Genomic DNA, 23,860 nt, shown 5'->3' on the forward strand with positions numbered 1-23,860 from the left:
CCGTTCTGTTAAAATTAACACGTAAATGAGGTGAAAATTATGCCAAAAGGTGAAGGAAAAGTAGTCGCCCAGAATAAAAAGGCTTATCATGACTATTTTATCGAAGAAACATATGAGGCTGGAATTGTCCTGCAGGGAACGGAGATCAAGTCCATCCGTGCTGGAAAGGTGAACTTAAAAGACTCCTACGCACGGATTCAGAATGGAGAAATCACTCTTATCGGAGTGCATATCAGCCCATATGAGCAAGGAAACCGCTACAATCATGACCCGGAACGAGAACGAAAGCTGCTGCTTCATAAGCGCGAGATTTTAAAGCTTTTTGGAGATACTAGAGAAGCGGGCTATTCTTTAATACCATTAAAGCTTTATTTAAAAAATGGTTTTTGCAAAGTGCTGCTTGGGCTTGCAAAAGGTAAAAAGAACTACGATAAGCGTGAGTCCTTGAAGCAAAAAGAAGCAAAACGCGAAATCGAGCGCGCATTCCGCGATCGCCAGAAAATGTAGGACCATTAAACCTCACAAACAAAGTTGGTTTGCCTTACAAATAATTACAATTGAAAAACGCATTAAATGTGTTATAATAAATTTGTCGCTGAGATGAGCGGCAAACAACTTAGCTCAGGCAACTTGCCAGTTTCCTAACGTCTTGCTTCATAAAAGCAACTTTTTATATGGGGACGCTACGGATTCGACAGGGGTAGTTCGAGCTTGGGTTGCGAGTCGAGGGGATCGGCCTCGTTAAAACGTCAAAGCCTATAACTGGCAAAACTAACAACAACTTAGCTTTCGCAGCTTAATACTGCATAGCTGTTCGCCCCTCCATCGCCTATGTGGTAGGGTAGCGGACTCACTCTAAGTAGGCTACGCCGGAGCCCACCGTCTGAGGGCGAAGGAAGAGAACAACCAGACTAGCTTACCGGACGCCCGTCGATAGGCATATGGATCAGCGAAGCGCGAATATATCGACTACACTCGTAGAAGCTTAAGTGCCGATATCTTTGGACGCGGGTTCGATTAGTAATTAGTCGCCTTATGTGGTAACACATAAGTGAAAATCCGGCTTTATCGGTGAAACCTACGTCGCTTTAAAAAGCGATAAGGCAATGCCGAGCGGTATGTGGAGCAATCCAACAGCCGTGTATCGACTTATAGGCTGCCATTCGAAAATGGTAGTACTAAGATGCGAAATCCTGTCATAATGGACAAATATATGATTCGCATAAGACGCCGGAGGACCTGTAATAAATGCAGGTTCAAGATATAGTCAGTGCCATGTCGAAAGCATGGAAACGCACGTCCCGCCGTCTCCACCATACATAAGGTGGATACAAGGTCAGCAGAAATGCTGGTCTTTTTTTATGCTCTTTTTTCTCAGGCAGTACGCAGAGACACGGTGTTTAGAAAGTTTGGCGAACTAGAACCAAGCGATATTTTTATCCTTGAATTCCCTTATGGTACTTTTAAATACAAAATGGCTTCTTCGAAAATTGTCGATAAAAATGATCGGACCATCATTAGAAAGGCGGGCAAGGAGGAATTGGTCCTTTCCACCCGTTCCATTTTGTCGGCAAAGCGCCGGAACGATATATCATTTATGCCTATCCGGTTAAGTAAACCGGCTTTTTTTATACACAAAAAAAGGAAATTCTGAATTAGATGGAGAATATTTGATTACAAAAGGAATCATCTAGAAAATTTGATTCGAAATTTCATCAGCTTTTTTTAAAAATGGAGGGAGCCCCATTGGAAACGGAGAACTTCTTTAATTCTGAAGTCCTGAAAAAGAACGGAATGAACAAATCAGATATCGTCCATATTCTAATATCAAGTTTTCAAGGCAGCTATGATGGTGTATATGTTGCTGATAAAAATGGTGTCGGCGTCATGGTCAACCAGGCTTACTCCAAAATAACCGGTGTAAAAAACAATGAGCTGCTAGGAAAAAGCATGGAGACCGTGGTAAAAGAAGGGATTGTTTCCGAGTCTGTTACGTTAAAAGTGTTGGATGAAAAAAGACCGGTCACGATTATTCAAACCGTTAGGGGCAAGGAACTGCTTGTAACCGGGAGTCCGGTGTTCGACCCGGGCGGTGCCATATCGTTTGTCGTGACGAACGTAAGAGATATATCAGATTTAAACCAAATGAAAAACGCACTCTATCAATCTAGAAAATTAACGGAAAAATATTTAAGTGAAATTGAGGATTTAAAAAAACGGGAATTAATCCAGATGCATCTTGACGGGATTGTCGCGCAAAGCCAGGAAATTATAAAGGTTTACCATCTCGCAAGAAAAGTGGCCAAGGTTGATTCCGGTGTGCTGGTCTTGGGGGAGTCTGGAGTAGGGAAAGAGGTTATTGTCAATTATTTGCATAACGAAAGCGACCGGGCCGATAAGCCATTAATTAAAGTCAATTGCGGTGCCATTCCTAAACACCTACTTGAATCCGAACTATTTGGCTATGAAAAAGGGGCGTTTACCGGTGCGGACAGCCATGGAAAACCGGGGTTGTTTGAGCTGGCAAACGGGGGCACCATCTTTCTAGACGAGATTGGCGATATGCCGATCGATCTCCAGGTGAAATTATTAAGGGTACTGCAGGAGTTTGAAATCATGCGAGTCGGCGGCCGGAAAAGCATCAAAATTGATGTGCGGGTCATCTCGGCAACCCATATGAATCTAGAGGAAATGGTGGATAAAAATGATTTCCGAAGGGACCTTTATTACCGGCTAAACATCGTTCCTATCCGGATTCCGCCATTAAGGGAAAGGAAAGCCGACATTGTGCCGCTTGCGTTCTATTTTTTAAATAAAACGAATAAAAAAAGCAAGCTGAATAAACGATTTCATCCAGAAATTCTTCAGTTTTTTGAAAAATATCACTGGCCAGGAAATATCAGAGAATTGGAAAACTTGGTGGAAAGACTGGTTATTACCTCCGATCATGACGAAATCCATATTAAAGATCTGCCGCCAAATTTACTCAGAGGTTTGGAAAAAACAACAACAGAAAAGGGAAAGTTAAAGGAAATTTTGGCCAATGTGGAGCGGAAGATCATAAAAGAACAAATGGAGGAATCCAGGACGACCAGGCGTGCTGCGATGGAATTAGGAATTAGTCAGTCTGCGCTAGTAAAAAAGATGCAAAAGTTAGGTATATAAAATTTTTGATGAAAAAAGGAATCAAACCTCATCAACTATATTCAAGAGCCGACGTTCATTTGTCGGCTTTTTTCTGTTCATTTCAACATTGTTTGACAAGATCCTTCAGTGAGTTTTGTCGAATAATATCTAAATATTAAATATTTTCTATCTATTCAAAAATTGGCACGATAATTGCATTATAAAAGGATGGATTGTCATAAAAAAAATAAATTCGACGGAAGGTGATGAAAATTGATGAATTTCCCAACTTTTGAGCTGAATGGAAAAGTGGCCCTTGTAACTGGAGGAAGTAAAGGAATTGGCTTAGGTATGGCACAAGCTTTGGGTCGTTATGGGGCAACTGTTGTCATTACCAGCCGGGGGGCTGATGAAGGAGAAACGGCCGTCCAACAATTAAAGGAAGAGGGCATGAATGCGGCTTATATTCAAGCCGATGTGACAAAAAAGGAGCAGGTAGAAAGGCTTGTTAATGAAATCGTCGAGCGCTTTGGCTCGCTTGATATCTTGGTCAACAATGCCGGCATGAATATCCGCAAGCCATTGGTCGAAGTGGAAGAAAGCGATTGGGACCGAGTTTTGGGGGTCAATTTAAAAGGGATTTTTCTGGTCGGGCAGGCCTGTGCCAAGCAGATGATCAAACAAAACTACGGAAGAATCATAAACATCTCCTCCATTTTTGGAAGCGTGGGAATGTCGTTTCAAACTTCCTATGCTGCCAGTAAAGGCGGCATTAATCAATTAACAAAAATCTGGGCTGAGGAATTGGCACCAAATAATATTACTGTCAATGCGATTGGACCTGGCTATATTATGACGCCGATGACGCAGGATTGGCTTTCCGATCCTGAGCGGGTCGAAAAAATCGTCAACTCTACAATGATCAAAAGATTTGGGGAAATATCAGACCTCGTTGGTCCAGTCGTGTTCTTGGCATCTGATACATCAAAATATGTGACAGGCCAAGTGCTCCACGTCGACGGCGGTTGGACGGCACGTTAAAGGAGGTTTACTACATGAAGATCGTAAAAGAAACCCATTTTAACCGAGAACTAAAAGTATTTGAGAACCGGCCCCGGAATCTTTTTGCAATGTTGGAGGAAGCAGCCCGGAAGTACCCTGAACACGAAGCGCTGGTCATGAACGGAGTACGATTAACCTACAAAGAAACGCACGATAAAGTGCTAGAAATTGCCGGTAATTTACAAAGTTCCTTATGTGTAAAAAAAGGGGACAGAGTTGCCCTGTTACTGGGGAACAGCATCGAATTTAGTTTGCTGGTGTTTGCCTGTGCCAAATTGGGGGCCATTTTTGTACCGTTAAATACTCGTTTAAAGGAAAACGAGCTTTCTTATATGCTGCAGCAATCAGGCAGCAAGATTTTGTTTGTCGATGATGAATTTTTAGAAACAGTCGAAAGCATGAGAGACAGCAGTTCAATCGATTCAATCCAAAATTTCTTTTTAATCGGAAATAAAACGCCTAAACGGAAAGACTATTTACCTTTTGAAATTCTCGAGCAGCCTGCTTCGGTTACTGAGTTTCCTGTTTCAGAGGATGACCCACTATTTATTATGTATACATCTGGAACTACCGGATTGCCAAAGGGAGCGGTGGGCAGCCATATAGGGGCCATACACAGTTCCATCAATTATGAAACAGTATTTAAAACAACGCACAAGGCGAAGACGCTGATTGCGGTTCCGCTCTTTCATGTGACCGGATTGATTGGCCAGCTTTTTCATATGGTACGAGTGGGCGGCACATCCGTGATCATAAGGAGATTTAAGACGGAGGAATTCATCCGATTGACAGTCGAAGAGCGGGTAACATTTTTGTTCAATGTTCCAACCATCTATGTCATGATGATGGCCCATCAGGAATTCTCATTATACAGCTACACAAATGTTAACTGTATCGCGTACGGCGGCGCCCCGATGTCGACAGAAACCATTTATAAATTGAAAAAATATTTTCCAAACGCCTATTTACAAAATGCATATGGGGCTACGGAGACTTCATCACCCGCAACGCTTATGCCACGGTCATATAGCGATGCGAAATTTCAATCGGTCGGCATGCCCGTGCCGGTTGGCGAGTTAAAGGTCGTAAATGATAACGATGAGCTATGCCCGCCGGGAGAAGTCGGAGAACTATTAATTAAGGGGCCAATGGTAGTAGAGGGCTATTGGGATAATGAAGCAGCAAATCAAACCTCTTTTGTTGATGGATTTTGGCGTTCCGGCGACCTAGCCAAAATGGATGAGGACGGCTTTGTTTATATAGTTGACCGGAAAAAAGACCTGATTAACCGCGGTGGTGAAAAAATCTTTTCCATTGAGGTTGAGAATGTCCTTTATAATCACCCAAAGGTGCATGAAGCGGCCGTTTTAGGCGTTCCTGATGCTATTTTTGGGGAAGTTGTCAAAGCAGTGATTGTACCAAAAAATCAGGAAGTCATCGACCCGCAGGAAATCAAAGATTTTGTGGCGGAAAGATTAGCAAATTACAAGGTTCCGAAACTAATAGAATTTGTTTCCGAGCTGCCCCGCAACCCTGGGGGGAAAGTTTTAAAGAACGCATTGAAGAATCTGCAAAGCTAATTTTACATTCGAAAGGATTTGATTCCAATGTCCACTGTGGCAAAAAAAGCTTGGAAATATCGTTATGTCGTTCTTGTCATTCTTTGGTTAGTCTACATTATTAATTATTTTGACCGGATGGCCGTTCTTACCTTCCTTCCGTTTATCCAGAAGGATTTAAATCTGACGCCGGTTGAGGTTGGACAGCTTGCCTCCGTGTTTTTCTTTGCCTACGCAGCCGCGCAAATCAGCGCCGGATTTCTTGCCGATAAAATTGGCGCGAAAAAAGTTATGTATATTGCGATTACCGTATTCACCGCCGTTACAGCCGTAACCGGTATGGTGAAAAACTTCGCACAGTTTATAGCTCTCCGAATCGGTTTAGGTCTAGGAGAAGGCCATCATTTTGCACCGGCTATCCGTGCCATCAATAACTGGTTCCCATTCAAGGAAAGAGGACGGGCCGTTTCGTTTTTTGCCACCTCTTGGGCTGTTGCGCCGGCGATTGTTCCGGTCATCGTTACCAGCATTTCTGTTTACTTTTTTGCAGGTGCATGGCGCCCTGTATTCTACGTTCTTGCCATCCCGGGTGCACTTGGAATCTTTTTATTATGGCGTTTTGTAGCGGATTCTCCAAAAGAGTTGATCGCAAAGGGAAGACTGAGCAAGGACGAAGATATTGAAGATGGAGCGGTTTCTGCCACTCTTACAAAAGAAGAGAAAAGAAAGCAATACGGAGTTTTCTTAAAGGATAGCAATTTTTATGTGTATACTTTGTGCTTATTTTGCCAGCTGGCTGTCTATTGGGGTTCATCCACTTGGCTTACTTCTTTCTTAGTCACCCAACACGGATTAAATATTAAAGAAATGGGCTTTTTCGCATCTGCTCCTTACATCGTGGCATTCTTTGCGATGATGCTTGGCGGCTGGCTGATGGATAAGGTTCTTCATCGCATGAAACCTGTTGCCTTGATTGCCTATATCGGCTGTATACCTGTCCTATGGATGCTTGGTGCTGTTGAAAAAGGAAATACCGGCATGTTACTGACGCTCCTTTTACTTACTGGTTTCTTTGTTAACTTAAATTTCGGTTCCATCTATGCTTATCTGCCAAAGCGCTATCCGAAGGAAATCGTAGGTAGTGCAACTGGATTAGCAAATGGTATCGGTCAATTGGGATCGTTTGTGTCACCGCTTGTTGCCGGATATTTAGTAAAGGTTGGCGCAAATGGTTCCCAAGATTTTAGCGGCGTCTTCATTTTCTTTGCGTTGACAGCAGCATTGGCGGCCGTGTGTGCGATTATTTTGAAAGAGAAGCAGATAAATCCGCTGGCTTTAGTGAAAGATGAGAAGTCGGTTAGCTAGTTAGGGTTCGGAATTTTACCTGTACGATTTGAAAACTTGAGGGAACGGTAAAATTAGAGGCGCTATTTTACCCGTATCGGTCCAAAACATGAAGGATCGGTAAAAAAAGAGCCGCGCTAAGCCCCAACCCGGCCCAAAGAATGTAAAAACAACATTTAAAATAAACCGGACGAAGCCTTCAGGAGCTGCTTCGTTCCCGCTAATTAGAGCAAGGAGGACAAATCGTGCCAACAAACACAGTAAACAAAGAGGCATCTCTTCTTGAAAAAGAACAGAAGCGATGGGAAAGATTTTTCAAAACCCTTAACAGTGGTGACTTTCAATTCGGTCATACGTCCAGACAATTAGTTTGGAAAAAAAATAAAGCCACCTTATGGCACTATCCGGCACAAACAAAAAAATATGATGTCCCGATTTTCATTGTGTATTCACTGTTTAATCAGCCAACCATTCTTGACTTTGCTCCAGGCTCAAGTGTTCTCGAAGGGTTGGTAAACAGAGGGTATGATGTCTATTTATTAGACTGGGGCATCGCCGGCTATGAGGATAAAAATATTTCAATTGAAGATTATGTAGCTAGCTATATCAAAAAAGCGGTTCAGCGGGCATTAAGGCATTCCGGTGCGGAGGAAATATCGGTGGTCGGTTATTGTCTGGGTGGAACACTTGCTGCAATGTATGCTTCCATAGCAGAGGAGCCAATCAAAAATTTAGTGACTGCTGCAGTTCCGATTGATTTTAGTGTAACGGCCTCCGTTCCGGAAAACTGGGCGGAAGCGATGCTTGAGGGGAACATGGATCTCGACCGCTTTATTGAAGTGTATGGATTAGTACCGCCTGTTTATGTTGAGGCCATGTTCAGGTCGATCACTTCACCGGTCTACAATACCCCCTACACGCTCCTATTATCACGGGCCCATGATCAAAGGTTTACGGAAAAATGGCATCGGATGAACACATGGACAAAGGGGCACGTCCCGTTAACCGGTGGAGCGTTCAAGCAGTTAAACGAAGACTTGTTTAAAGGAAATAAGCTGGTTAAATGTGAGTTTACCATTCACGGCAAAAAAGCAGATTTAAAAAATATTAAGGCAAATCTATTGGCCGTCAGCATGAAAAGCGACAACCTGATTCCAGAAGAGCAAAGTAAGCCAATCATGGATTTGGTTTCAAGTGAAGATAAAACTTTTTTACGTATAGAAGGCGGCCATGTGAACTTAGCGATGTCCGGTAAATTTGCCGGAGTTTTGGATGACTGGCTTAGTGAACGTTCAACAAAATAAAAATATCAAGGTGGGGAAACAAATGCAGAAGCTGCATTCGATTTATGAGATGGTAGATGTAGAAGAATCGGTTCAATTTTTGCAATCTCTTATCCAAGTAAACAGCGTGAATCCAGATGGGAATGAAAAAAGAGTAGCGGAAGCCATTCAAGCGTTTTTAGCATCATCCAAGCTTCAAGTGGAACTGGATGACCTAGGCAATAACCGGGCCAACTTGTTTGTTTCGTATCCGGATACAAAAACAGACGAGAAGTATTTAGTTTACAGCGGTCATTTTGACACTGTTCCTCTTGGTAAAGTAGAGTGGCAGCATGATCCTTTTTCCGGGGAAATCGTCGGCAACAAAATGTATGGCCGCGGCACTACTGACATGAAAGCTGGAGTTGCCGCGATGATTCTGGCGATGGATTATTTATCCCGCGCCGGTGTGAAACTAAAGGGTAAGCTGCAGTTTGTCGGAACTGCCGGAGAAGAGGTGGACGGCTATGGTGCCAAGACGGTTGTCCAAAAGGGACAGATTGACAAGGCTACAGCCATGGTCATCTCGGAGCCAAGCGAAAACGAAATCTATACCGCTCATAAAGGGTGCTTGTGGCTGGAGATTACTACGAATGGAAAAACCGCCCACGGCTCCATGCCGGATCAAGGTGTTAACGCCATTTTGGCCATGAACGATTTCATCAATGGGCTTCTTAAGTATGAGTTTTCCTATACACCGCATCCAATCTTGGGGCACCCAACTTTAAATATCGGCACCATCGAAGGCGGCGTCAAAACAAATGTCGTGCCGGACCAATGCAGTGTGACGCTGGATATTCGGACAGTTCAGGGACAGGATGTCGACCGGATTTTAAAGGATATTGAGGAGATGCTGAAGGTAATCGCTAAAAAAACAAAGGCAACATATCAAATCAAAATAATTAATCGAATGGAATCGGTTAGTACAAAGGAATCCAACGAATTTGTCCAAATGGCAGTCCGAACTGGTAAGAAAGAGTTGAACTTGGACTTGAATCCAACCGGTGTCAATTATTATACTGATGCTTCTGTTTATCAGCCTCATTTGCAGATTCCGACGTTCATCTTTGGCCCGGGGCACCCAAAACTTGCACATCAGCCGGATGAATATGTGGAAATTGACAAGTTCATCGAATCCATACGTTATTTTATGGCACTGGCCATTGAGTATTTAGGAGAGAAATAAACGAGCTGGAGGCTGTCTTATTGGGGTCTGACCCTTTAAGACAGCTCCAGTTATTATGTTTAGTGTTTAAAATTCATATTGTTGTTCATGCCCATATTCATATTAGCATTCATGTTCATATTCATGTTTTGCGTTTGCGGCATGCCTTGTGCAGGAGCAAAGGAGTTAACAATTTGCGTCATATCCTGCTGGGCAAGCTGCGGCACCTGGTAATAATGATTTTTATTTTGGTAAATAGACAGCTCGTAAGCCATTTCAATGCAGTTAGGCACAGAATCCGCAAGCACGCGGCGGACAACCGGATTGGTCGTTTCACATGCGGCTGTCGTCTTATGGGAAGCGCCGGATTTACAAGCCGCCAGCATGCAGCCTGAAATAAACTCATCGGAGATTTCCGTCATGTTCTGCATTGGCTTCTTCGGCTGAGTCGGAGTTAACCCATATACAAAGTCATTCCCCTGCTTCATTTTATAGCTTTGCGTTGGCTTTGACGGGTCCTGCCCGGATTGGAAGCACTGCAATGTTATATTATATTCATCCTGAATGAATTGATATTGACGGTCTAAAATATCAAGAAGCTCGGGGTCCTTCACATGCGGACGCAGCATCAAATATTGATTTAAAGTCCCAATCGAGCCATTCAAAACTTCATGAACATCAAACATTTCATGGCCGCCATGGTTCAGTTGCTGCGGCACAGCCCCTGTATGCATATTCTGGTGCATTTGCCCCTGCTGATTCTGTATCATCAATCGAATCTCCTCCTCAAAAAAATTGGACACAGCCACTCATTATTTTGGATAAAGCGGGAATTGTTATTCGCTTTTGGGTTAAAAAAAATCTTCCACGTTCATAATGACAGATAGGAAATTTATAAGGGGTAGACGATGTTTTCCAATCACTTGTTTTATAAGGCAAAAAAGGTGTATTGGCCAATACTGGAAGAAATAATTTTGACTTGGCTGTCTCAGAGGATTTCAATACCGCTTATCTGGGGTCAGAAATTCCGATTATACGAGACGGTAGTGTTGCGGATAAAACGTCCTTCCGCGATCTGTAAGCTGGAAGCGATTGAGGATAACGGTGAGAAGTCGTGTTTTTACGGTAGGCCATCGTGCAGCATGCAGTTGCTGTGGCAGTACCACCTGAAAAGCCTGTACCTGCTGTTTAAAGAAATTATCGTGTTCCAAGAGACAATGAAATTTACGATTTCTCCGGTAAAAGGGAAGTTTCTTGATGCGGCACTGAATCAAGGCCAGTCCATTAATTTTAAATGCCGGAAAGGAACATGCGGGCAATGTACAGTTAAAGTTGTAGACAGTAGCACGGGTCTTACAAAGAGCATGCAAAACTCCAAAAGGAAATCCAAAATGGCTATCGCTTGGCTTGGCAGGCAGAAATTCTTTAAATGAAAAAACGAGGCCCACTGAGCGGAACCTCGTTTTTTTATTTACGTATGCATGCGATTATTCATATGAACTAAATTATCTTCAACAGAGAACGGAAAGGTAATATCGTGTTTCTTAAGTTCTTTCACACTGATATCACTAACAAGCTTGAGAGATTCTTTTTAAAGGATTGAGTTACAAATCCATCATTCACTTCACCTAATTTTTGTAAATATTGTAAGGTATCATGAAGCATCATTTGCTTAAAATAAGTATTATTCACAGCAGGCAGATTAATTTTATGAAGCAAGGGTTGTATGACAGCAATTTAATTCACGTGGTTAATGATGTTCTAGCTATTTTGGTGAATAGTACATTTTTACTCAACTAATTTTGAAGAATCACCTTGCGGGAAAACGCCAGTAGATATATCGTAAACTTTCATAAATTTTAAAGTAACAATTTTCCCTTCAACTTCAATGATTTGACATTCTAAAAGAACAGTATCTTCAAGTGGAATTAGATCTCCTTCTTTTAATTCTTTAGGACCTTTTTTATTGTAATCTCCAGAATCAATTACTTCGTTAGATAAACTAAACAAGTAAACAGTCCTTCCCACTTTTAAAATATTATCCAATGCAGCATTTATACTGTTATCTTTACCTTTTTTAAACATAAGAGAACCATCGGCATACTTTACTTTGATACTAGTATTATCATCTGAAATCACCAAATCATTATTATGAATTCTTTCCTTATCACCAGGATCTACTTTATTCCAGCCTTCAAGTATTGTCCCTTCTGCTCCATATTTGTTATCCAGGTTTATAAAAGGTAGTGCTTCCCCGTCCCATTGGCTGTTTTGAGCTACAGCACGCGCTGATATATCTGTGTCAGTAAATCCCAAAACTCGGGCAAAATTAAATGAAACATTCCTTTTTAATTTAACTTCTATCTTTGTTGGGTCGCTTTGATAAGAAGGATTAATAGAAGTAATCTCTGACTTTTTGACTCCATTTGCATTTGCATAGTTTTCTGCTGTGTTTTTAGCAGTACTTGCATTCGGCAGATCCTGTGCTCCGGCTAAAGCAGCAGAATCAGCGGCTTTTTGTAGATTACTCTTTTGAAAATACATATATCCAACATCAGTAACTAAGGATGTAAAACCAAGTAACGCTACAAGTGATACGGCAATTAGAACAAGGGACTGACCAGATTCTTCTCTGATAATATTTTTTAATTTAGTAAACATCCTTTACCTCACTTTTTGTCGTTCTTTAAAACGAATTATTTAGTTAAAAATTTTTTTATAGTTTATGTTCATTAGAATTTAACAATACAACCTATCTCAATTCCTAACTTTTTAATCGATCCATCCGGAAGTTCTAATGTGGAGTAGGCAGTTTTTACTGGTTTCGTCATTTTCCAGGGCTTCAAACTATGATAAACTTTTACAACTTCATTTTGTTTGTTAATAAAAACGATATCAATGGGAAATCTCACAAAAAACATATGCACCGCATTACAAGGAATAATCCAAAGTCCCTCATTTACAATAGGTTTCTTTCGAAACATTAACCCAATGACTCTTTTCATAATTGAGTCTGCTAAATGTATCACGTAGGGGATGTGAACAATATTCTTTTCCATAGACGTGCTCCTTTCATTTTATATATTTATTATAATGAACAAAACGTTTTATTTAAAGAACGAAATAGTGAGAAATACCTAGAATTATTAAGGGAATTGATGAAAAATACTTAATATTACGCTAAAACGAACAAAAATGATAGTTTTCAAAACCCTAGGTTCATTATATATTTAATTCAGGTTCTAAATATAGAACAAAAGAATTCTAAAAAGAATAATAGGAGGAGAACAGAATGAACATTATTACAAAGTTGTGGAAAGAAGAAGAAGGACAGACTTTGTCAGAGTATGGTTTGATTATTGGATTGGTGGCTGCTGTTGTTGTTGCAGCAGTGGCATTATTGAGCACTGGTATTTCTGATGTATTTACAAACATTAAAGATAAACTTGTTGGTGCAATTTAATAGCTAAAATAAGAACTGTTATCTCTAGCCCTGCTCATCTAAAAAGAGGCAGGGCTTTCTTATAGGGAGGAAGGTAAAAACATGCAAATAATAGTTTTGGGAATTGTTCTAATAATTTGTCTCATAACTGATTTAAAATCAAGGAAAATATTAAATATAGTTACTGTACCAACAATTATCTTTGGATTTGTATATTCCATAATTATATCTGGCTTTAATGGACTTTTATTTAGCGGCAAAGGATTCCTAGTAGGCTTAAGCTTACTATTAATCCCATTTATTTTAGGTGGAATGGGTGCAGGGGATGTAAAGTTAATGGCAGCAATTGGGGCCTTAATGGGCACCGAATTTGTATTTTATTCGTTTATTTATACTGCACTGATTGGTGGAGTAATTGGTCTTTTATTAATCATAAAAAATAAAGGCTTTATACCCCTGCTTAAGTCTACTCTTTTTAATTTAGTATTTTTAAGAAGTAATCTTGGGGAGATTATTATATCTCAAGATAAAAAGGGGAGAATTTCATTTCCTTATGGAGTTGCAATTGCCCTTGGTACACTTTGCACACTGGTTTGGGGTGGATTTTAATGAAGTCGGAAAAAGGCCAATCACTAGTTGAATTTGCCTTAGTCTTACCGGTATTACTGTTACTTTTATTTGGAATTGTTGACTTTGGACGGATCCTCCATGCCTATCTTACGATTGATCACGCTGGTAGAGAAGCAGCTCGTGCTGCAAGTATTGGCAGTGCAAATATCGAACAAGTTGCTGTTGAAAATGCTGTAGGAATTAGTTTAACTACAGGAAATGTGAAAGTAACTAAAGGATCACCAACTTCAAACGATGTAACTATTGCTATTACCTACCCAATTACATTTCTTACACCAATAATCAGTAGTGTAATTGGGGAAGTTGAACTTAAGGATAAAACGGTAATGAGAGTTGAGTAATCAAGTTAAAATTGAAAAAACCAGGCAGTGAGAGATTGCAAAAGTCGGACTTTTGCGAATTTATTAATCTCCTTATAGCTTTAAAGATAGAAAAAGAGTGGGTAATTATTTTATTAAAGTTCAGGTCATAAGGGAAATAGGGAGGCTCACAATGAACACAAAAAAAATCTGGATCATATCATTAATCTTCGGAATAGCTGTCGCAGGTGTTGTTTATTTTACAGTATTCGCAAAAGGAAACGGCTCTACTCCAGCAAGTGCCACAGTCAGTGAGAAACTGAAGGATGGGACAGGAAAAAAGACAGATGCAGAGGTTGAAAAAGAGAAGCAAGCAGAAAAAGAAAAGGCGCTGGCGCGGGAGTCTGTTAACCCGATGGTTGATGTTAGTGAAGGGAAAAGGGCCATTTCAATAAGAGCTGAAAAGGAAGAAGGCGTTTCAGGTTATATTGCACCAAATTCGATGGTCGATGTGATTGCCTATGAATCTATGAAGGACGATGCTACGGGCAAAGAGTACAGATCAGCGGTGCTTGTCCTTGAAAATGTGAAAGTCCTTACGTCCGGTAAATCAGCGGATAACAAGGAAGCTGCCCTTAACTATGAAACGGTTACTTTGGAAGTGAAGCCGGAGGAAGGGGTCATGCTTAGTCTAGCATCGAAGGATAAGGATGGTTTCTATTTAATGCTTCGCAATACAAAAGATTCAGAAACAGGAAAAGCTGGCTTTAAGCAGACAAGGGAAGTCATTAAAGAGGGGGATTCTGGTAAGAAATGAACATAAATTGGGTTTATTTTTCAGACTCTTACACTTTTCCGGAAGGCGTCAGTACATTTTTAGAAAAACAGGAATACACTCTGATCTTCGTTAATCAGATTGAAAAATTACGACAAGCATTAGAAAGTCAAATAACGGTCTTATTTATTAATGTCCAATCACAATATGATGTCTATGAACTATCTCAAGAGATTTCGGTACTATACCCCCAGGTTTACATCATTCTTATGGTACCTGAGGAAATGGAAAACCTGAAAAAGGCGATGCAAGTGGGTGCTTCAGATACACTTCGAACAAACTACAGAATCGAGGACCTTGCTGAAACAGTTGCCCATGCCAAGAAATTTATGCAGCATCGGGCAAAAATGGAGCCTAGTGTTGCCAGTCTCAGAAAGGACATCGGGAGAGTCATTGCGGTTTCTGGTCCTAAGGGAGGCATTGGCAGAACGGTTCTAACCGTAAATCTGGCAGTTGCTTATGCCAGAATGGGAAAAAAGGTAGCTGTGATTGATGGCAACCTCCAATTTGGTGAAATCTCTATCTTCTATAATGTGAAGCCTAAGCGAACCATTTACGAATGGGTCAAGGAAGGGTATGGGCAAGACCATTATTCCTTACGTCAATACATGACCGTTGTGGATGGGGACATCTCAGTTCTTGCCGCACCAACACGCCCTGAATTTTTTGAAGGGATTACAGAATTACATATGAAAGCGGCAATCGAGGAGGCAAGGGAACTATTTGATATTATCCTAATTGATTTGCCTGCCTATCTATCTGATATTCATTTGCGAAGCCTTAATATGGCGGATGAAATTTTGCTGATGACAGGAAACGATTTATCTGTTTTAAGGTTAACGAAGCTTTACCTGGAAACCTTGGAAGCTATTCAGCTCAAGGATAAAGTAAAACTGGTCTTGAATCGTTATGTTAAGGGTCAGGGACTTGAACTTAATCGAATTGAAGAAATTTTAGAATCCAAGGTTTATCAAACTCTTCCAGAGCAGGTTAATGTCGCTGTCTCCTCCATAAAGGCGGGGCAGCCATTCATGTTATCGAATTCTCGCAGTCATCTTGGTAAGGCAGTTTGGCAAATGGCTGAAAACTCTAATTTTCAAAAAACAGTGGAGGTTAGCGGGAAAAAGAAAGAGAAAAAATGGTATCAACTTGGAAAGTGAGGCGGTGAAGTAAATGTCATTATTTAAACGGTATTTAGAAGAGGTCCAGGGGAGTGCCCCGAAAAAGGATGCTCCCGTTTTAACTGAAGCAAGAAAGTCGCAGGAATTCTGGGAAATTGAAACCAGCCTCCATAATTATCTTCTGGAGGAGTTAAAAAAATACCCAGGGCAAGATAAGGAAAAGGAAAAACGTAAAATCGTGGAATTGGCAGATGCGTTCTTTGAACAGGAAGGCACCCGGCTTACCTTTGAAGAAAAACAGGAAATCATTGATTATGTAACAAATGAGCTTCTTGCCTATGGTCCCATTACTTCACTTTTGCAAAATCCGTTAATTTCGGAGGTAATGGTTAATCATTTTGATGAGGTTTATTACGAGCAGGAAGGGAAAATTTCCAAGAGCCATATTCATTTTGTGGATAATCAGCATGTGATGCGGGTTATTGAAAGAATTGTCTCACCGATTGGACGCCGTATCGATGAAAGCTCCCCTATGGTAGATGCCCGCCTGCCCGATGGTTCTCGTGTTAATGCAATCATTCCTCCACTAGCATTAAAGGGCCCAAGTTTAACGATTCGTAAGTTCTCAGAAACTCCCTTTACGATAAAGGATTTGATAGGATTTGGAACTCTTGATCAAACGATGGCGGAGTTTCTTGAAATCTGCGTGAAATCAAGACTTAATGTCTTTATTAGCGGTGGTACTGGTTCAGGGAAAACCTCGACATTAAATGTGTTATCCTCCTTCATTCCGAATAAAGAGCGGATTGTCACCATCGAGGATGCGGCTGAACTGAAGCTTAATCAGGAGCATATTGTGGGATTGGAATCAAGGCCGCCGAATATCGAAGGAAAAGGTGAAATCACCATCAGGGATTTGGTAAGAAACGCCCTAAGGATGCGGCCAGATCGTATTGTCGTCGGTGAGGTTCGCGGTGCCGAAGCGCTGGATATGCTACAGGCGATGAACACAGGCCATGACGGGGGACTAAGTACAGGTCACGCCAACTCACCGCGCGATATCCTATCCCGGATTGAAACGATGGTGTTAATGGCAGGCTATGAACTGCCGGTAAAGGCTATCCGGGAACAAATTGCGAATGCGATTGATTTAATTGTTCATCAAGCCAGAATGAAGGATGGAACAAGAAAAATCACTCATATTACCGAAGTTTTAAACTTGGAAGGGGATACCATTGTTCTTCAGGATCTATTTGTTTTTAAGGAACAAGGCTATACCGAAGATGGCAAGATTATCGGCAATTTTGTCAGCACCGGCATCCGCCCGAGGTTTACCGAACAGCTTGAGATGAATGGCTATTCTTTACCAGCAACATGGTTTTATGGAGGTTGGTAGAAATGGATACAGCGCTCCAACTGATTCTAATCTGTATTGGCGTAACCATTGGATTTTATTTGTTTTTAAGAAGCTTTACTGCGAGAAAAAGGCTCGATAACCGCATGAAAACCTTTTTGCAATCATCACAGACAACTGAGGAAAGCGAAGAAGAGAAACAGCCTTCGATTATTAAGCGATTTTTTTCCAGGATTGCGGATATTTTCAAAAATATGGAGTTTAGTAGCAATACAATAAAATTATTGAATGAAGCTGGAAGCAGCTTTAAACCGGAAGAGTTTTTGGCGTTTAGGCTTATTACTGCAGCTGGACTCGTCCTCTTGACGCTTCTCCTAGGGCTTCCCTGGTACCTGTGGATAGCGGCTTTTGTTATTGGTTTTATCGTCCCTAAAACTTTCATGAAGCAAAAAAGAAAGAAACGGTTAGCACAAATTAATTATCAGTTAATTGAGGTATTAGGGATGATGGCAAACTCTATGAGGGCAGGCTTTAGCTTCATGCAGGCCATGCAGCTAGTCGGCAAGGAAGTCCCAGATCCGCTTGGTCCGGAATTTGACCGTGCATTCCGCCAGGCAGGCCTAGGCATGCCGATGGAGGATATTTTCGAAGAAATGGTGGAGCGTCTGCCGAATAATGAATTAGAGGTTGTTGTTAGGGCAATCCTCGCACAAAGGAGAAGCGGGGGGAATTTGGCCGAACTTCTGGAAACCATGGAAGAAACGATTAGGGGCAGGGTCAGGATTTTAGAGGAGCTCCGGACGTTGACAGCACAGGGAAGGATGTCATCGTGGATTATTACTCTTCTCCCAGTAGCACTTGCTGCCTATTTATCTTTGGTAAACTGGGAATATTTTGCGCCGATGCTGCAGCACCCACTAGGCTGGATGATGATATTTGTTGGGGCAGCCGGAAATATCATTGGCTGGGTTTTTATCAGGAAAATCATCCAAATTGAGGTGTAATAAAGATGGGAGATTTGTTGTTAATTTTTTTAGTAACCGGGTTTGTTACGACTTTGTTTGCTGCCATATTATTAACGATCTATAAAAGGAAAATTGCCTTTAATGAGCGTGTTAATACGTATTTTGGCAGCGTGGCAATAAAAAGTGATGAGCGAATCCCGGAAAAACAAGAGAAGGATGTTAAACATTTCTTTAGTCAATATTGGGAAAAAGGAACCGATGTTTTGAACAAAAAGGTTTCAAAAGAGGAAAGAAGAAGGCTTAATTCCTTACTAAGAGATGCGGGATATCCATTTAAGTCACCTATCGATTTCAGGCTATTCCAGATACTCCTTAGTGCTGTAATGGGGCTTGTTGTTTTCATGTTTTTTATGCCGATAGCTGAGAATAAAACGTTAGCCTGGGTCATGGTCGCTGTCGTGGCATTATTGGGGTTCCGACTGCCCATTTTTTATCTTGGAAAAAAGAAAACAGCAAGAATCAAGGCGATTAACAAAGCAATGCCGGATTTCTTTGATACTGTTAATCTGCTGCTTGAAGCAGGGATGGGGCTTGATTTGGCATTAAAAGAGGTTTCACTTAATATCAAAGGTCCATTAGCAGATGAATTCCTGCTTACGCTCGAGGATATGAAACTAGGCAAATCAAGAAGGGAATCATTTTATGAGCTTAGGAGGCGAGTTCCTTCACACTCCTTTCAAAGTTTGATTACTTCGCTTATTCAAGCCGATCAGCTTGGAATCGGGATGGCTAAGGTGTTAGGGAATTTAACAATAAGGGTTCGTGAGCAGCGGCGTGAGGCGGCTCGTGAGCAGGCGATGAAGGCTCCCGTAAAAATGCTGTTCCCAATGGTATTTTTCATTTTTCCTTCACTTTTTATAGTAATATTAGGTCCTTTAGTTATTACATTGATTACTAAGGGATTTGGAGGTTAAGAGTACGATAGATAGTATAAGATATTTTTGTATTGGAAGGTGTTAACAAAAGGGAGAGGTACGATGGATGGAAAAAAACTTCAGAGGCTCCGGAAAGAAAAAGGGTACTCAATCACAAAGCTTGGTCAACTAACAGGTATTTCGAAGTCCTATTTAAGCTTAATCGAACGTGATATTCAAACAAACCCTAGTTTAGAAATACTAGAAAAAATTTCAAAAGCTTTAGAGGTTGATGTTGAACACTTAGTGAAAAATAAAGAAGATAGTATCATATCGAATAATAGAAAAAAATCAGTTAAGAGTGTGTTAAAGGTCGAAATCGAATTGTCTGAGGACCAATTGAGTCCTCAGAAATTAAAACAAATCAAAGCATTGATTGCTGCCATAAATGCAGACGAGTAATTAAATGACCAATTGATGCAATAGAGAAAGAATAGAAAGAAACGCAAAACTGCTCAATATAGATATTACCCATTTTAGCGGTTTTACACGAAGCCGTGAGAATAGGAATGAGGAGCATAAGCTAAACCATATGACGATCATCAAAATGATGTAGCCATCAAGCAAATAATATGGAAGTCTTCCCCAATAGACCAAACTTCCAAGGCCAACACTTAGAAACAGGGGAATAAGTACATCCTTCCGTTGATTTATAATTGGCTGGCTGGATGGTTCAAGCGCTTTTGCCGAAAGTAACGGATAAAGAAAGTACGGAAGTACTAATCCAAAGCATATCCCGGTCACTAGCCTCCGTGCATTCGTACTTTCAAATAAGTGCGCATATGAGCCTACACCGTCAATTATTAAAGGAAGCATAAATAAAAGAAGAAAAAAGCTTACTTTTATTGACGAAATGGTGATGCTGGTTTTTCGTTTCACTAAATGTAAGTAGATAAGCGATGAAAAGATACCAATGTAAATCCCTGTGTCTCGGGCACAGACTGACAAGGCCTTCCCAGAGGCATGGAGTGAGCGTTCCTCTATTTGGTGGCAAATCGCCCCTCCGAGAAAATGCAGTATCTCATGCAGCATACACATCTCCTTCATCAAAAGAACCCAACCTTCTGGAGTTGGGTTCTTTATTTTAGAATCCATTCTATCCTAATACCCCGTCATAAACGCCGGAGACAGTGACAACGCCGACAACGCGAACCAGCAGATGCAGCTTAACACAATTGAGACGATGCCGATAATTAAACAAGTTTTCCCAATAGCCTTTTTCTCCATGTCCTGGTCATTCATCCAGATAATCCCTAATATAATTCCAATAATGGGTATGAAAAACGATAAAATGTAAAGCAGTGCTTTTAATCCACCCGACACGAGATCACCTCCAAATGACGAAAACTTGCGGATTTCCTCTTGGGACTGGAAAATCCTCACACTATGATATGTATGACATAGGGAAATGGAATTTGCCTGTACTTTTTGGAAATTCCTGAGTAATTTTCCACCCGTTTGCAGTGTTTTTGGGTTAAAATGGGAAGTGGAGATTTTTGTTGGTACTTGTCTAAAAAACTATTAATCTGCCAGCCTTTTAAAAGAATTGTAATATTTTTAATAGATTTGTAACAATCGAGAGAAGAAATCGTCTATAATGGTGGATGAAAAATAAATACCTTCAAAGAGGGATGAACAATGGGGAAACTGAAGAGGAGAAGACAGGTGAGGGGGGCTGTATTCCTTCTTACTATGATTGGGTTACTGGCCATTGGAATGTTTGCCGTAAACTATTTTCAGGCAAACGCGGCAGGAGAATCTGCCAATCAGGAAAACAACGAGTCTATAAAAAAGGCAAATGCTGCGATGAAGGGAAAAGGGGCCCTTGATCACGAGCAGGAAAAAGAAATGATAAAAAAACGCACGGAACAAGCCATGGCGTCTAGAAATGAACTAGAGAAAAGGAAGGACCAGGAAAATCGACCATCTAATCCGGCTTCAGTCCAACCACCAGCTAATACACCTGCTCCTGAAACTACAACAGAACCCAACACGAATCCGCAACAGCCGACAGCAGCCCAGCCGCCTGCTCAGCCATCTGGAAAAAGAACGATTTATTTAACATTTGATGATGGGCCGTCGGCCATATCGGGTGACATCATTGCACTCTTAGAACAGCACCACTACAAAGCAACCTTTTTTATGATTGATGGGAACATCCGCAAATATCAGGATGCGGCAAAATTAATGGTACAGACAGGGGAAGCGGTGGGACTGCATAGCGTCTCGCACCGGAAAGAAGTGTTCTACGCTTCAGCCAATTCTGTATTGGGGGAATTAACCCAGAATCGAAATACATTAAGGGAAATTACAGGAGTAGATTCTTTTCTGGCAAGAACACCATACGGGAGTTCACCTTATATGACTCCTGAATATAAACAAGCGGTGAAGGATAACGGCTATTTCATGTGGGATTGGAATATTGACAGCAAGGATTGGTATTATAAAGATGCACGATACGTCGACAACGTCATCTCGCAAATTAAAGCCAAGGCCAGTTATAATGGTCCGCTTGTGATTCTGCTACATGAGAAAAAAGAAACGCTCGCCCATTTACCACGGCTGCTCGATTATTTAACCCAGCAGGGGTTTGAAAGTAAAGCGATTGACAGTTCGTTGATACCGGTTCAATTTTAAATAGCTATACGGACGGTGTTCACATTTAATCCAACTTTATATTCGGAAAAATAGGAACAAATTTGATATAATAAATTTGTAAATTTCACAATAATTGTGAAGGTTATAGTAAACAAAATGGGGTTCGATAATTACTGATGATGAATAAACTTTACCAAAGCAGAGGCTTCAAGAGAATCTTAATTTTTATTGTGATTGCATTGGCTTTATACGCGATGAAGTCAATTATTAATTTAATATTGCTGACTTTCATTTTTGCGTTTTTAATGGATCGGCTCGTTCAATTCATTGAAGACAAAATCCCGCTAAATAGAAAGCTGCTGGTGGTTATTTCGTATGCCACCATTGTTGGTTTGCTTACCTATGGTTTGGTCATGTACCTGCCAATGATAGCGGGGGAAATCACCGCCTTAATTAGGCAGCTGACGGCATTTTATACCTCCCAGCATGATAATGTGGTCCTGAATTATATCGTCAGCCAAATGAATGAAGTGAAAATTTCCAGCTACCTAGAACAGGGCGTTACTTACCTATTCAAGTATTTTACGGATATCAGTAAAATAAGTCTGCAGGTTTTGCTGGCGCTTCTTTTAAGTTTATTTTTCCTGTTAGAAAAACCAAGGCTGATTGAATTTACCGGGAAATTTAAGACGAGTAAGGTTGCCTCGATTTATGTTGAAATTGAATTCTTTGCGCAGAAGTTTGTCCGGACGTTTGGTAAAGTAATCGAAGCGCAATTAATTATTGCTGTTGTAAACTGTATTTTAACAACCATCTCTCTTTGGCTGCTGGACTTCCCGCAGCTCGGCGGCTTGTCCATCATGATTTTCCTGCTCGGCTTGATTCCGGTTGCAGGGGTAATTATTTCTTTGATTCCGCTAACCATCATCGCCTATAGTATCGGTGGGCTGATGAAGGTCCTTTATGTCGGGATTGCCATCGCCATCATCCATGGCATCGAGGCCTATATTTTGAACCCAAATTTAATGAGCTCGAAAACGAATTTACCGGTTTTCTATACCTTCATTGTGTTGATTTTCTCTGAGCACTTCTTCGGAGTTTGGGGGTTAATTATCGGGATTCCGGTATTTGTCTTCCTCCTTGATGTTTTGGAAGTTACCGAAACCAAGAAACCTTAATTTGCGAAAAGCCCTTAACTCGGGGGCTTTTTTGTTTTGCTAGAAAAATGGTATTCTAATGTTAATTAGACATGGGAGGGAATCTTATGAGTGAATGCAAATTAGATCATTCGCACGATGATGTGAAAAAGAAATATGAATCGCAGTCGGCCTTTTTACCGGAGGAAATGAATCCATTGTTTGAGCAGTTTTTCGAAAAAGACCACACCCAGGACATTTTGAATGAAGTGTTTCATTTATTGAAAAAATTTGATTTGGCATCCGAGGAAGAAAAGAGTGAGCGGACAAACCGTTTGAATATGGTGTTGAGAAATTTATAAAATGAAGTAGCAGCCTCCCTTGTATTAAACTTGGGGGGGCGTTTTCGTGGTTTAATGTTGGCGATTCTAGGGCATTTTAGAAACAATTGAACAGTATTATACGGAGGTTCATTAATGAAGTACTCCTTTATTCGTTTTTTAATTGTTGGAGTCATCAATACGATAGTAGGTTTAACCGCCATGTATGTACTGCTGAACGGGTTCCGTTTGTCCTACTGGTGGTCCACGTTGTTTGGCAATATCGTAGGGGCAGGGATCAGTTTTATATTAAACAGAAATTTTACTTTTAAAAACGAGGCTGCGATTGGCGGCAGCCTTGTCCGGTTTGCTATTGTGATTGGTATTTGTTATTTTGTTTCTTACTCTTTAGGATTGAAATTGGCTAATTGGTTTTTAGAAAAATTGCCTTTGTTTCCGAAGGAGTTTGCAAAGGATTTAGCGGTTTTATTAGGGACTGGAATTTATACTATTATGAATTATTTAGGTCAGAAGCATTTTGTTTTTAAAGATGCAGAAAAACGAAGAATTATAAAAAACGGACCCCAATGTTGATACATAAGGGGTCC

27 protein-coding genes, 1 other RNA gene and 1 pseudogene are annotated in these 23,860 nt (G+C 40.8%); 24 read left to right on the forward strand and 5 right to left on the reverse strand.

The window, feature by feature from the left end; translation table 11 throughout:
• Nucleotides 1-39: 39 nt before the first annotated feature.
• The 9 genes from smpB (at nucleotide 40) to KHA99_RS12535 (ending at nucleotide 9,599) form a co-directional block, all read left to right on the forward strand.
• Nucleotides 40-507: an SsrA-binding protein SmpB gene (gene smpB, locus KHA99_RS12500; protein ID WP_213117765.1), complete on the forward strand. Its 468-nt coding sequence runs from the start codon at nucleotides 40-42 to the stop codon at nucleotides 505-507.
• A gap of 177 nt (nucleotides 508-684) precedes the next feature.
• Nucleotides 685-1,020: a transfer-messenger RNA gene (ssrA, locus tag KHA99_RS12505) on the forward strand.
• Nucleotides 1,021-1,345: 325 nt separating this feature from the next.
• Nucleotides 1,346-1,654, forward strand: coding sequence for a sortase domain-containing protein (locus KHA99_RS31515; protein WP_372447599.1), 309 nt, complete (start codon nucleotides 1,346-1,348; stop codon nucleotides 1,652-1,654).
• 92 nt (nucleotides 1,655-1,746) lie between these two features.
• Nucleotides 1,747-3,165, forward strand: coding sequence for a sigma-54 interaction domain-containing protein (locus KHA99_RS12510; RefSeq protein WP_249366606.1), 1,419 nt, complete (start codon nucleotides 1,747-1,749; stop codon nucleotides 3,163-3,165).
• 237 nt (nucleotides 3,166-3,402) lie between these two features.
• Nucleotides 3,403-4,167 (forward strand): SDR family NAD(P)-dependent oxidoreductase, encoded by a 765-nt coding sequence (locus KHA99_RS12515; protein ID WP_213117767.1) that lies wholly within the window; start codon nucleotides 3,403-3,405, stop codon nucleotides 4,165-4,167.
• A 14-nt stretch (nucleotides 4,168-4,181) separates the two neighbouring features.
• On the forward strand, nucleotides 4,182-5,768 hold the full coding sequence (locus tag KHA99_RS12520) for a class I adenylate-forming enzyme family protein (RefSeq protein ID WP_213117768.1): 1,587 nt from the start codon (nucleotides 4,182-4,184) through the stop codon (nucleotides 5,766-5,768).
• A gap of 27 nt (nucleotides 5,769-5,795) precedes the next feature.
• Nucleotides 5,796-7,112: an MFS transporter gene (locus tag KHA99_RS12525; protein ID WP_213117769.1), complete on the forward strand. Its 1,317-nt coding sequence runs from the start codon at nucleotides 5,796-5,798 to the stop codon at nucleotides 7,110-7,112.
• Nucleotides 7,113-7,336: 224 nt separating this feature from the next.
• Nucleotides 7,337-8,395 carry an alpha/beta fold hydrolase gene (locus tag KHA99_RS12530; protein WP_213117770.1) on the forward strand — a complete coding sequence of 353 codons (1,059 nt, stop codon included), beginning with the start codon at nucleotides 7,337-7,339 and terminating at the stop codon, nucleotides 8,393-8,395.
• Between the two features lie 22 nt (nucleotides 8,396-8,417).
• Nucleotides 8,418-9,599, forward strand: coding sequence for a M20 family metallopeptidase (locus tag KHA99_RS12535; RefSeq protein WP_213117771.1), 1,182 nt, complete (start codon nucleotides 8,418-8,420; stop codon nucleotides 9,597-9,599).
• Between the two features lie 59 nt (nucleotides 9,600-9,658).
• Here the strand turns inward: KHA99_RS12535 and KHA99_RS12540 are convergent, their stop codons facing one another.
• The gene (locus KHA99_RS12540) at nucleotides 9,659-10,348 is read right to left on the reverse strand and encodes a spore coat protein (RefSeq protein WP_213118002.1); all 690 of its coding nucleotides are present in this window, start codon (nucleotides 10,346-10,348) and stop codon (nucleotides 9,659-9,661) included.
• 164 nt (nucleotides 10,349-10,512) lie between these two features.
• Between KHA99_RS12540 and KHA99_RS31375 the strand changes: the two are divergent.
• Both KHA99_RS31375 and KHA99_RS31380 read left to right on the forward strand, forming a co-directional pair.
• Nucleotides 10,513-10,678, forward strand: a pseudogene (locus KHA99_RS31375) (bacteriocin); the annotation flags it as partial.
• A gap of 117 nt (nucleotides 10,679-10,795) precedes the next feature.
• Nucleotides 10,796-11,011: a 2Fe-2S iron-sulfur cluster-binding protein gene (locus tag KHA99_RS31380; RefSeq protein WP_307852064.1), complete on the forward strand. Its 216-nt coding sequence runs from the start codon at nucleotides 10,796-10,798 to the stop codon at nucleotides 11,009-11,011.
• Nucleotides 11,012-11,366: 355 nt separating this feature from the next.
• On the opposite strand, the gene KHA99_RS12550 is transcribed toward KHA99_RS31380, so the two are convergent.
• Together KHA99_RS12550 and KHA99_RS12555 are read right to left on the reverse strand one after the other, a co-directional pair.
• Complete coding sequence (locus KHA99_RS12550) at nucleotides 11,367-12,239, reverse strand: pilus assembly protein TadG-related protein (protein ID WP_213117772.1); 873 nt, start codon at nucleotides 12,237-12,239, stop codon at nucleotides 11,367-11,369.
• 71 nt (nucleotides 12,240-12,310) lie between these two features.
• Nucleotides 12,311-12,637, reverse strand: coding sequence for a DUF192 domain-containing protein (locus KHA99_RS12555; protein ID WP_213117773.1), 327 nt, complete (start codon nucleotides 12,635-12,637; stop codon nucleotides 12,311-12,313).
• 233 nt (nucleotides 12,638-12,870) lie between these two features.
• On the opposite strand from KHA99_RS12555, the gene KHA99_RS12560 reads away from it, so the two are divergent.
• The 9 genes from KHA99_RS12560 (at nucleotide 12,871) to KHA99_RS12600 (ending at nucleotide 19,600) form a co-directional block, all read left to right on the forward strand.
• Nucleotides 12,871-13,041: a Flp family type IVb pilin gene (locus tag KHA99_RS12560; protein ID WP_213117774.1), complete on the forward strand. Its 171-nt coding sequence runs from the start codon at nucleotides 12,871-12,873 to the stop codon at nucleotides 13,039-13,041.
• Nucleotides 13,042-13,122: 81 nt separating this feature from the next.
• Nucleotides 13,123-13,629: an A24 family peptidase gene (locus tag KHA99_RS12565; protein WP_213117775.1), complete on the forward strand. Its 507-nt coding sequence runs from the start codon at nucleotides 13,123-13,125 to the stop codon at nucleotides 13,627-13,629.
• Nucleotides 13,629-13,991, forward strand: a complete 363-nt coding sequence (locus KHA99_RS12570) for a TadE/TadG family type IV pilus assembly protein (RefSeq protein WP_213117776.1) — start codon at nucleotides 13,629-13,631, stop codon at nucleotides 13,989-13,991. The genes KHA99_RS12565 and KHA99_RS12570 overlap by 1 nt, the downstream gene beginning before the upstream one ends.
• Nucleotides 13,992-14,142: 151 nt before the next feature.
• Complete coding sequence (cpaB, locus tag KHA99_RS12575) at nucleotides 14,143-14,766, forward strand: Flp pilus assembly protein CpaB (protein WP_213117777.1); 624 nt, start codon at nucleotides 14,143-14,145, stop codon at nucleotides 14,764-14,766.
• The gene (locus KHA99_RS12580) at nucleotides 14,763-15,944 is read left to right on the forward strand and encodes a CpaE/TadZ family protein (protein WP_213117778.1); all 1,182 of its coding nucleotides are present in this window, start codon (nucleotides 14,763-14,765) and stop codon (nucleotides 15,942-15,944) included. The genes cpaB and KHA99_RS12580 overlap by 4 nt, the downstream gene beginning before the upstream one ends.
• Before the next feature lie 13 nt (nucleotides 15,945-15,957).
• Complete coding sequence (locus KHA99_RS12585; RefSeq protein ID WP_213117779.1) at nucleotides 15,958-17,301, forward strand: TadA family conjugal transfer-associated ATPase; 1,344 nt, start codon at nucleotides 15,958-15,960, stop codon at nucleotides 17,299-17,301.
• A gap of 2 nt (nucleotides 17,302-17,303) precedes the next feature.
• Nucleotides 17,304-18,263, forward strand: coding sequence for a type II secretion system F family protein (locus KHA99_RS12590; protein ID WP_213117780.1), 960 nt, complete (start codon nucleotides 17,304-17,306; stop codon nucleotides 18,261-18,263).
• A gap of 5 nt (nucleotides 18,264-18,268) precedes the next feature.
• Nucleotides 18,269-19,198 (forward strand): type II secretion system F family protein, encoded by a 930-nt coding sequence (locus KHA99_RS12595; protein ID WP_213117781.1) that lies wholly within the window; start codon nucleotides 18,269-18,271, stop codon nucleotides 19,196-19,198.
• Nucleotides 19,199-19,261: 63 nt separating this feature from the next.
• A complete protein-coding gene (locus KHA99_RS12600) occupies nucleotides 19,262-19,600 on the forward strand; it encodes a helix-turn-helix domain-containing protein (protein WP_213117782.1) in 339 nt (112 codons plus the stop codon).
• Here KHA99_RS12600 and KHA99_RS12605 read toward each other — a convergent pair whose 3' ends face one another.
• Nucleotides 19,601-20,230 carry a DUF2085 domain-containing protein gene (locus KHA99_RS12605; RefSeq protein WP_213117783.1) on the reverse strand — a complete coding sequence of 210 codons (630 nt, stop codon included), beginning with the start codon at nucleotides 20,228-20,230 and terminating at the stop codon, nucleotides 19,601-19,603. It abuts the gene before it with no gap.
• Between the two features lie 69 nt (nucleotides 20,231-20,299).
• The gene (locus tag KHA99_RS12610; RefSeq protein ID WP_213117784.1) at nucleotides 20,300-20,521 is read right to left on the reverse strand and encodes a hypothetical protein; all 222 of its coding nucleotides are present in this window, start codon (nucleotides 20,519-20,521) and stop codon (nucleotides 20,300-20,302) included.
• Nucleotides 20,522-20,836: 315 nt separating this feature from the next.
• Here KHA99_RS12610 and KHA99_RS12615 point away from each other — a divergent pair, with 315 nt between their 5' ends.
• The 4 genes from KHA99_RS12615 (at nucleotide 20,837) to KHA99_RS12630 (ending at nucleotide 23,846) form a co-directional block, all read left to right on the forward strand.
• Nucleotides 20,837-21,835, forward strand: a complete 999-nt coding sequence (locus tag KHA99_RS12615) for a polysaccharide deacetylase family protein (protein ID WP_213117785.1) — start codon at nucleotides 20,837-20,839, stop codon at nucleotides 21,833-21,835.
• Between the two features lie 137 nt (nucleotides 21,836-21,972).
• Complete coding sequence (locus KHA99_RS12620; protein WP_213117786.1) at nucleotides 21,973-22,974, forward strand: AI-2E family transporter; 1,002 nt, start codon at nucleotides 21,973-21,975, stop codon at nucleotides 22,972-22,974.
• An 86-nt stretch (nucleotides 22,975-23,060) separates the two neighbouring features.
• The gene (locus KHA99_RS12625; protein WP_213117787.1) at nucleotides 23,061-23,294 is read left to right on the forward strand and encodes a ubiquitin-activating E1 family protein; all 234 of its coding nucleotides are present in this window, start codon (nucleotides 23,061-23,063) and stop codon (nucleotides 23,292-23,294) included.
• Between the two features lie 114 nt (nucleotides 23,295-23,408).
• Nucleotides 23,409-23,846 carry a GtrA family protein gene (locus KHA99_RS12630; RefSeq protein ID WP_213117788.1) on the forward strand — a complete coding sequence of 146 codons (438 nt, stop codon included), beginning with the start codon at nucleotides 23,409-23,411 and terminating at the stop codon, nucleotides 23,844-23,846.
• Nucleotides 23,847-23,860: the final 14 nt, after the last annotated feature.

Origin of the sequence: Neobacillus rhizophilus (assembly GCF_018343535.1) — a bacterium.
Lineage (GTDB): Bacteria > Bacillota > Bacilli > Bacillales > Cytobacillaceae > Neobacillus > Neobacillus rhizophilus.

Excerpts from the sequence above, each read along its gene's own strand:
- KHA99_RS12570 (WP_213117776.1), top strand. The coding sequence starts at position 13,629 with ATGAAGTCGGAAAAAGGCCAATCACTAGTTGAATTTGCCTTAGTCTTA.
- KHA99_RS12600 (WP_213117782.1), top strand. The coding sequence starts at position 19,262 with ATGGATGGAAAAAAACTTCAGAGGCTCCGGAAAGAAAAAGGGTACTCA.
- KHA99_RS12555 (WP_213117773.1), bottom strand. The coding sequence starts at position 12,637 with ATGGAAAAGAATATTGTTCACATCCCCTACGTGATACATTTAGCAGAC.
- KHA99_RS12535 (WP_213117771.1), top strand. The coding sequence starts at position 8,418 with ATGCAGAAGCTGCATTCGATTTATGAGATGGTAGATGTAGAAGAATCG.
- KHA99_RS12630 (WP_213117788.1), top strand. The coding sequence starts at position 23,409 with ATGAAGTACTCCTTTATTCGTTTTTTAATTGTTGGAGTCATCAATACG.
- KHA99_RS12615 (WP_213117785.1), top strand. The coding sequence starts at position 20,837 with ATGGGGAAACTGAAGAGGAGAAGACAGGTGAGGGGGGCTGTATTCCTT.
- KHA99_RS12540 (WP_213118002.1), bottom strand. The coding sequence starts at position 10,348 with ATGATACAGAATCAGCAGGGGCAAATGCACCAGAATATGCATACAGGG.
- KHA99_RS12625 (WP_213117787.1), top strand. The coding sequence starts at position 23,061 with ATGAGTGAATGCAAATTAGATCATTCGCACGATGATGTGAAAAAGAAA.
- smpB (WP_213117765.1), top strand. The coding sequence starts at position 40 with ATGCCAAAAGGTGAAGGAAAAGTAGTCGCCCAGAATAAAAAGGCTTAT.
- KHA99_RS12580 (WP_213117778.1), top strand. The coding sequence starts at position 14,763 with ATGAACATAAATTGGGTTTATTTTTCAGACTCTTACACTTTTCCGGAA.
- KHA99_RS31515 (WP_372447599.1), top strand. The coding sequence starts at position 1,346 with ATGCTGGTCTTTTTTTATGCTCTTTTTTCTCAGGCAGTACGCAGAGAC.
- KHA99_RS12620 (WP_213117786.1), top strand. The coding sequence starts at position 21,973 with ATGATGAATAAACTTTACCAAAGCAGAGGCTTCAAGAGAATCTTAATT.
- KHA99_RS12520 (WP_213117768.1), top strand. The coding sequence starts at position 4,182 with ATGAAGATCGTAAAAGAAACCCATTTTAACCGAGAACTAAAAGTATTT.
- KHA99_RS12585 (WP_213117779.1), top strand. The coding sequence starts at position 15,958 with ATGTCATTATTTAAACGGTATTTAGAAGAGGTCCAGGGGAGTGCCCCG.
- KHA99_RS12595 (WP_213117781.1), top strand. The coding sequence starts at position 18,269 with ATGGGAGATTTGTTGTTAATTTTTTTAGTAACCGGGTTTGTTACGACT.
- KHA99_RS12565 (WP_213117775.1), top strand. The coding sequence starts at position 13,123 with ATGCAAATAATAGTTTTGGGAATTGTTCTAATAATTTGTCTCATAACT.
- KHA99_RS12560 (WP_213117774.1), top strand. The coding sequence starts at position 12,871 with ATGAACATTATTACAAAGTTGTGGAAAGAAGAAGAAGGACAGACTTTG.
- KHA99_RS12605 (WP_213117783.1), bottom strand. The coding sequence starts at position 20,230 with ATGCTGCATGAGATACTGCATTTTCTCGGAGGGGCGATTTGCCACCAA.
- KHA99_RS31380 (WP_307852064.1), top strand. The coding sequence starts at position 10,796 with ATGAAATTTACGATTTCTCCGGTAAAAGGGAAGTTTCTTGATGCGGCA.
- KHA99_RS12590 (WP_213117780.1), top strand. The coding sequence starts at position 17,304 with ATGGATACAGCGCTCCAACTGATTCTAATCTGTATTGGCGTAACCATT.
- KHA99_RS12515 (WP_213117767.1), top strand. The coding sequence starts at position 3,403 with ATGAATTTCCCAACTTTTGAGCTGAATGGAAAAGTGGCCCTTGTAACT.
- KHA99_RS12550 (WP_213117772.1), bottom strand. The coding sequence starts at position 12,239 with ATGTTTACTAAATTAAAAAATATTATCAGAGAAGAATCTGGTCAGTCC.
- KHA99_RS12525 (WP_213117769.1), top strand. The coding sequence starts at position 5,796 with ATGTCCACTGTGGCAAAAAAAGCTTGGAAATATCGTTATGTCGTTCTT.
- cpaB (WP_213117777.1), top strand. The coding sequence starts at position 14,143 with ATGAACACAAAAAAAATCTGGATCATATCATTAATCTTCGGAATAGCT.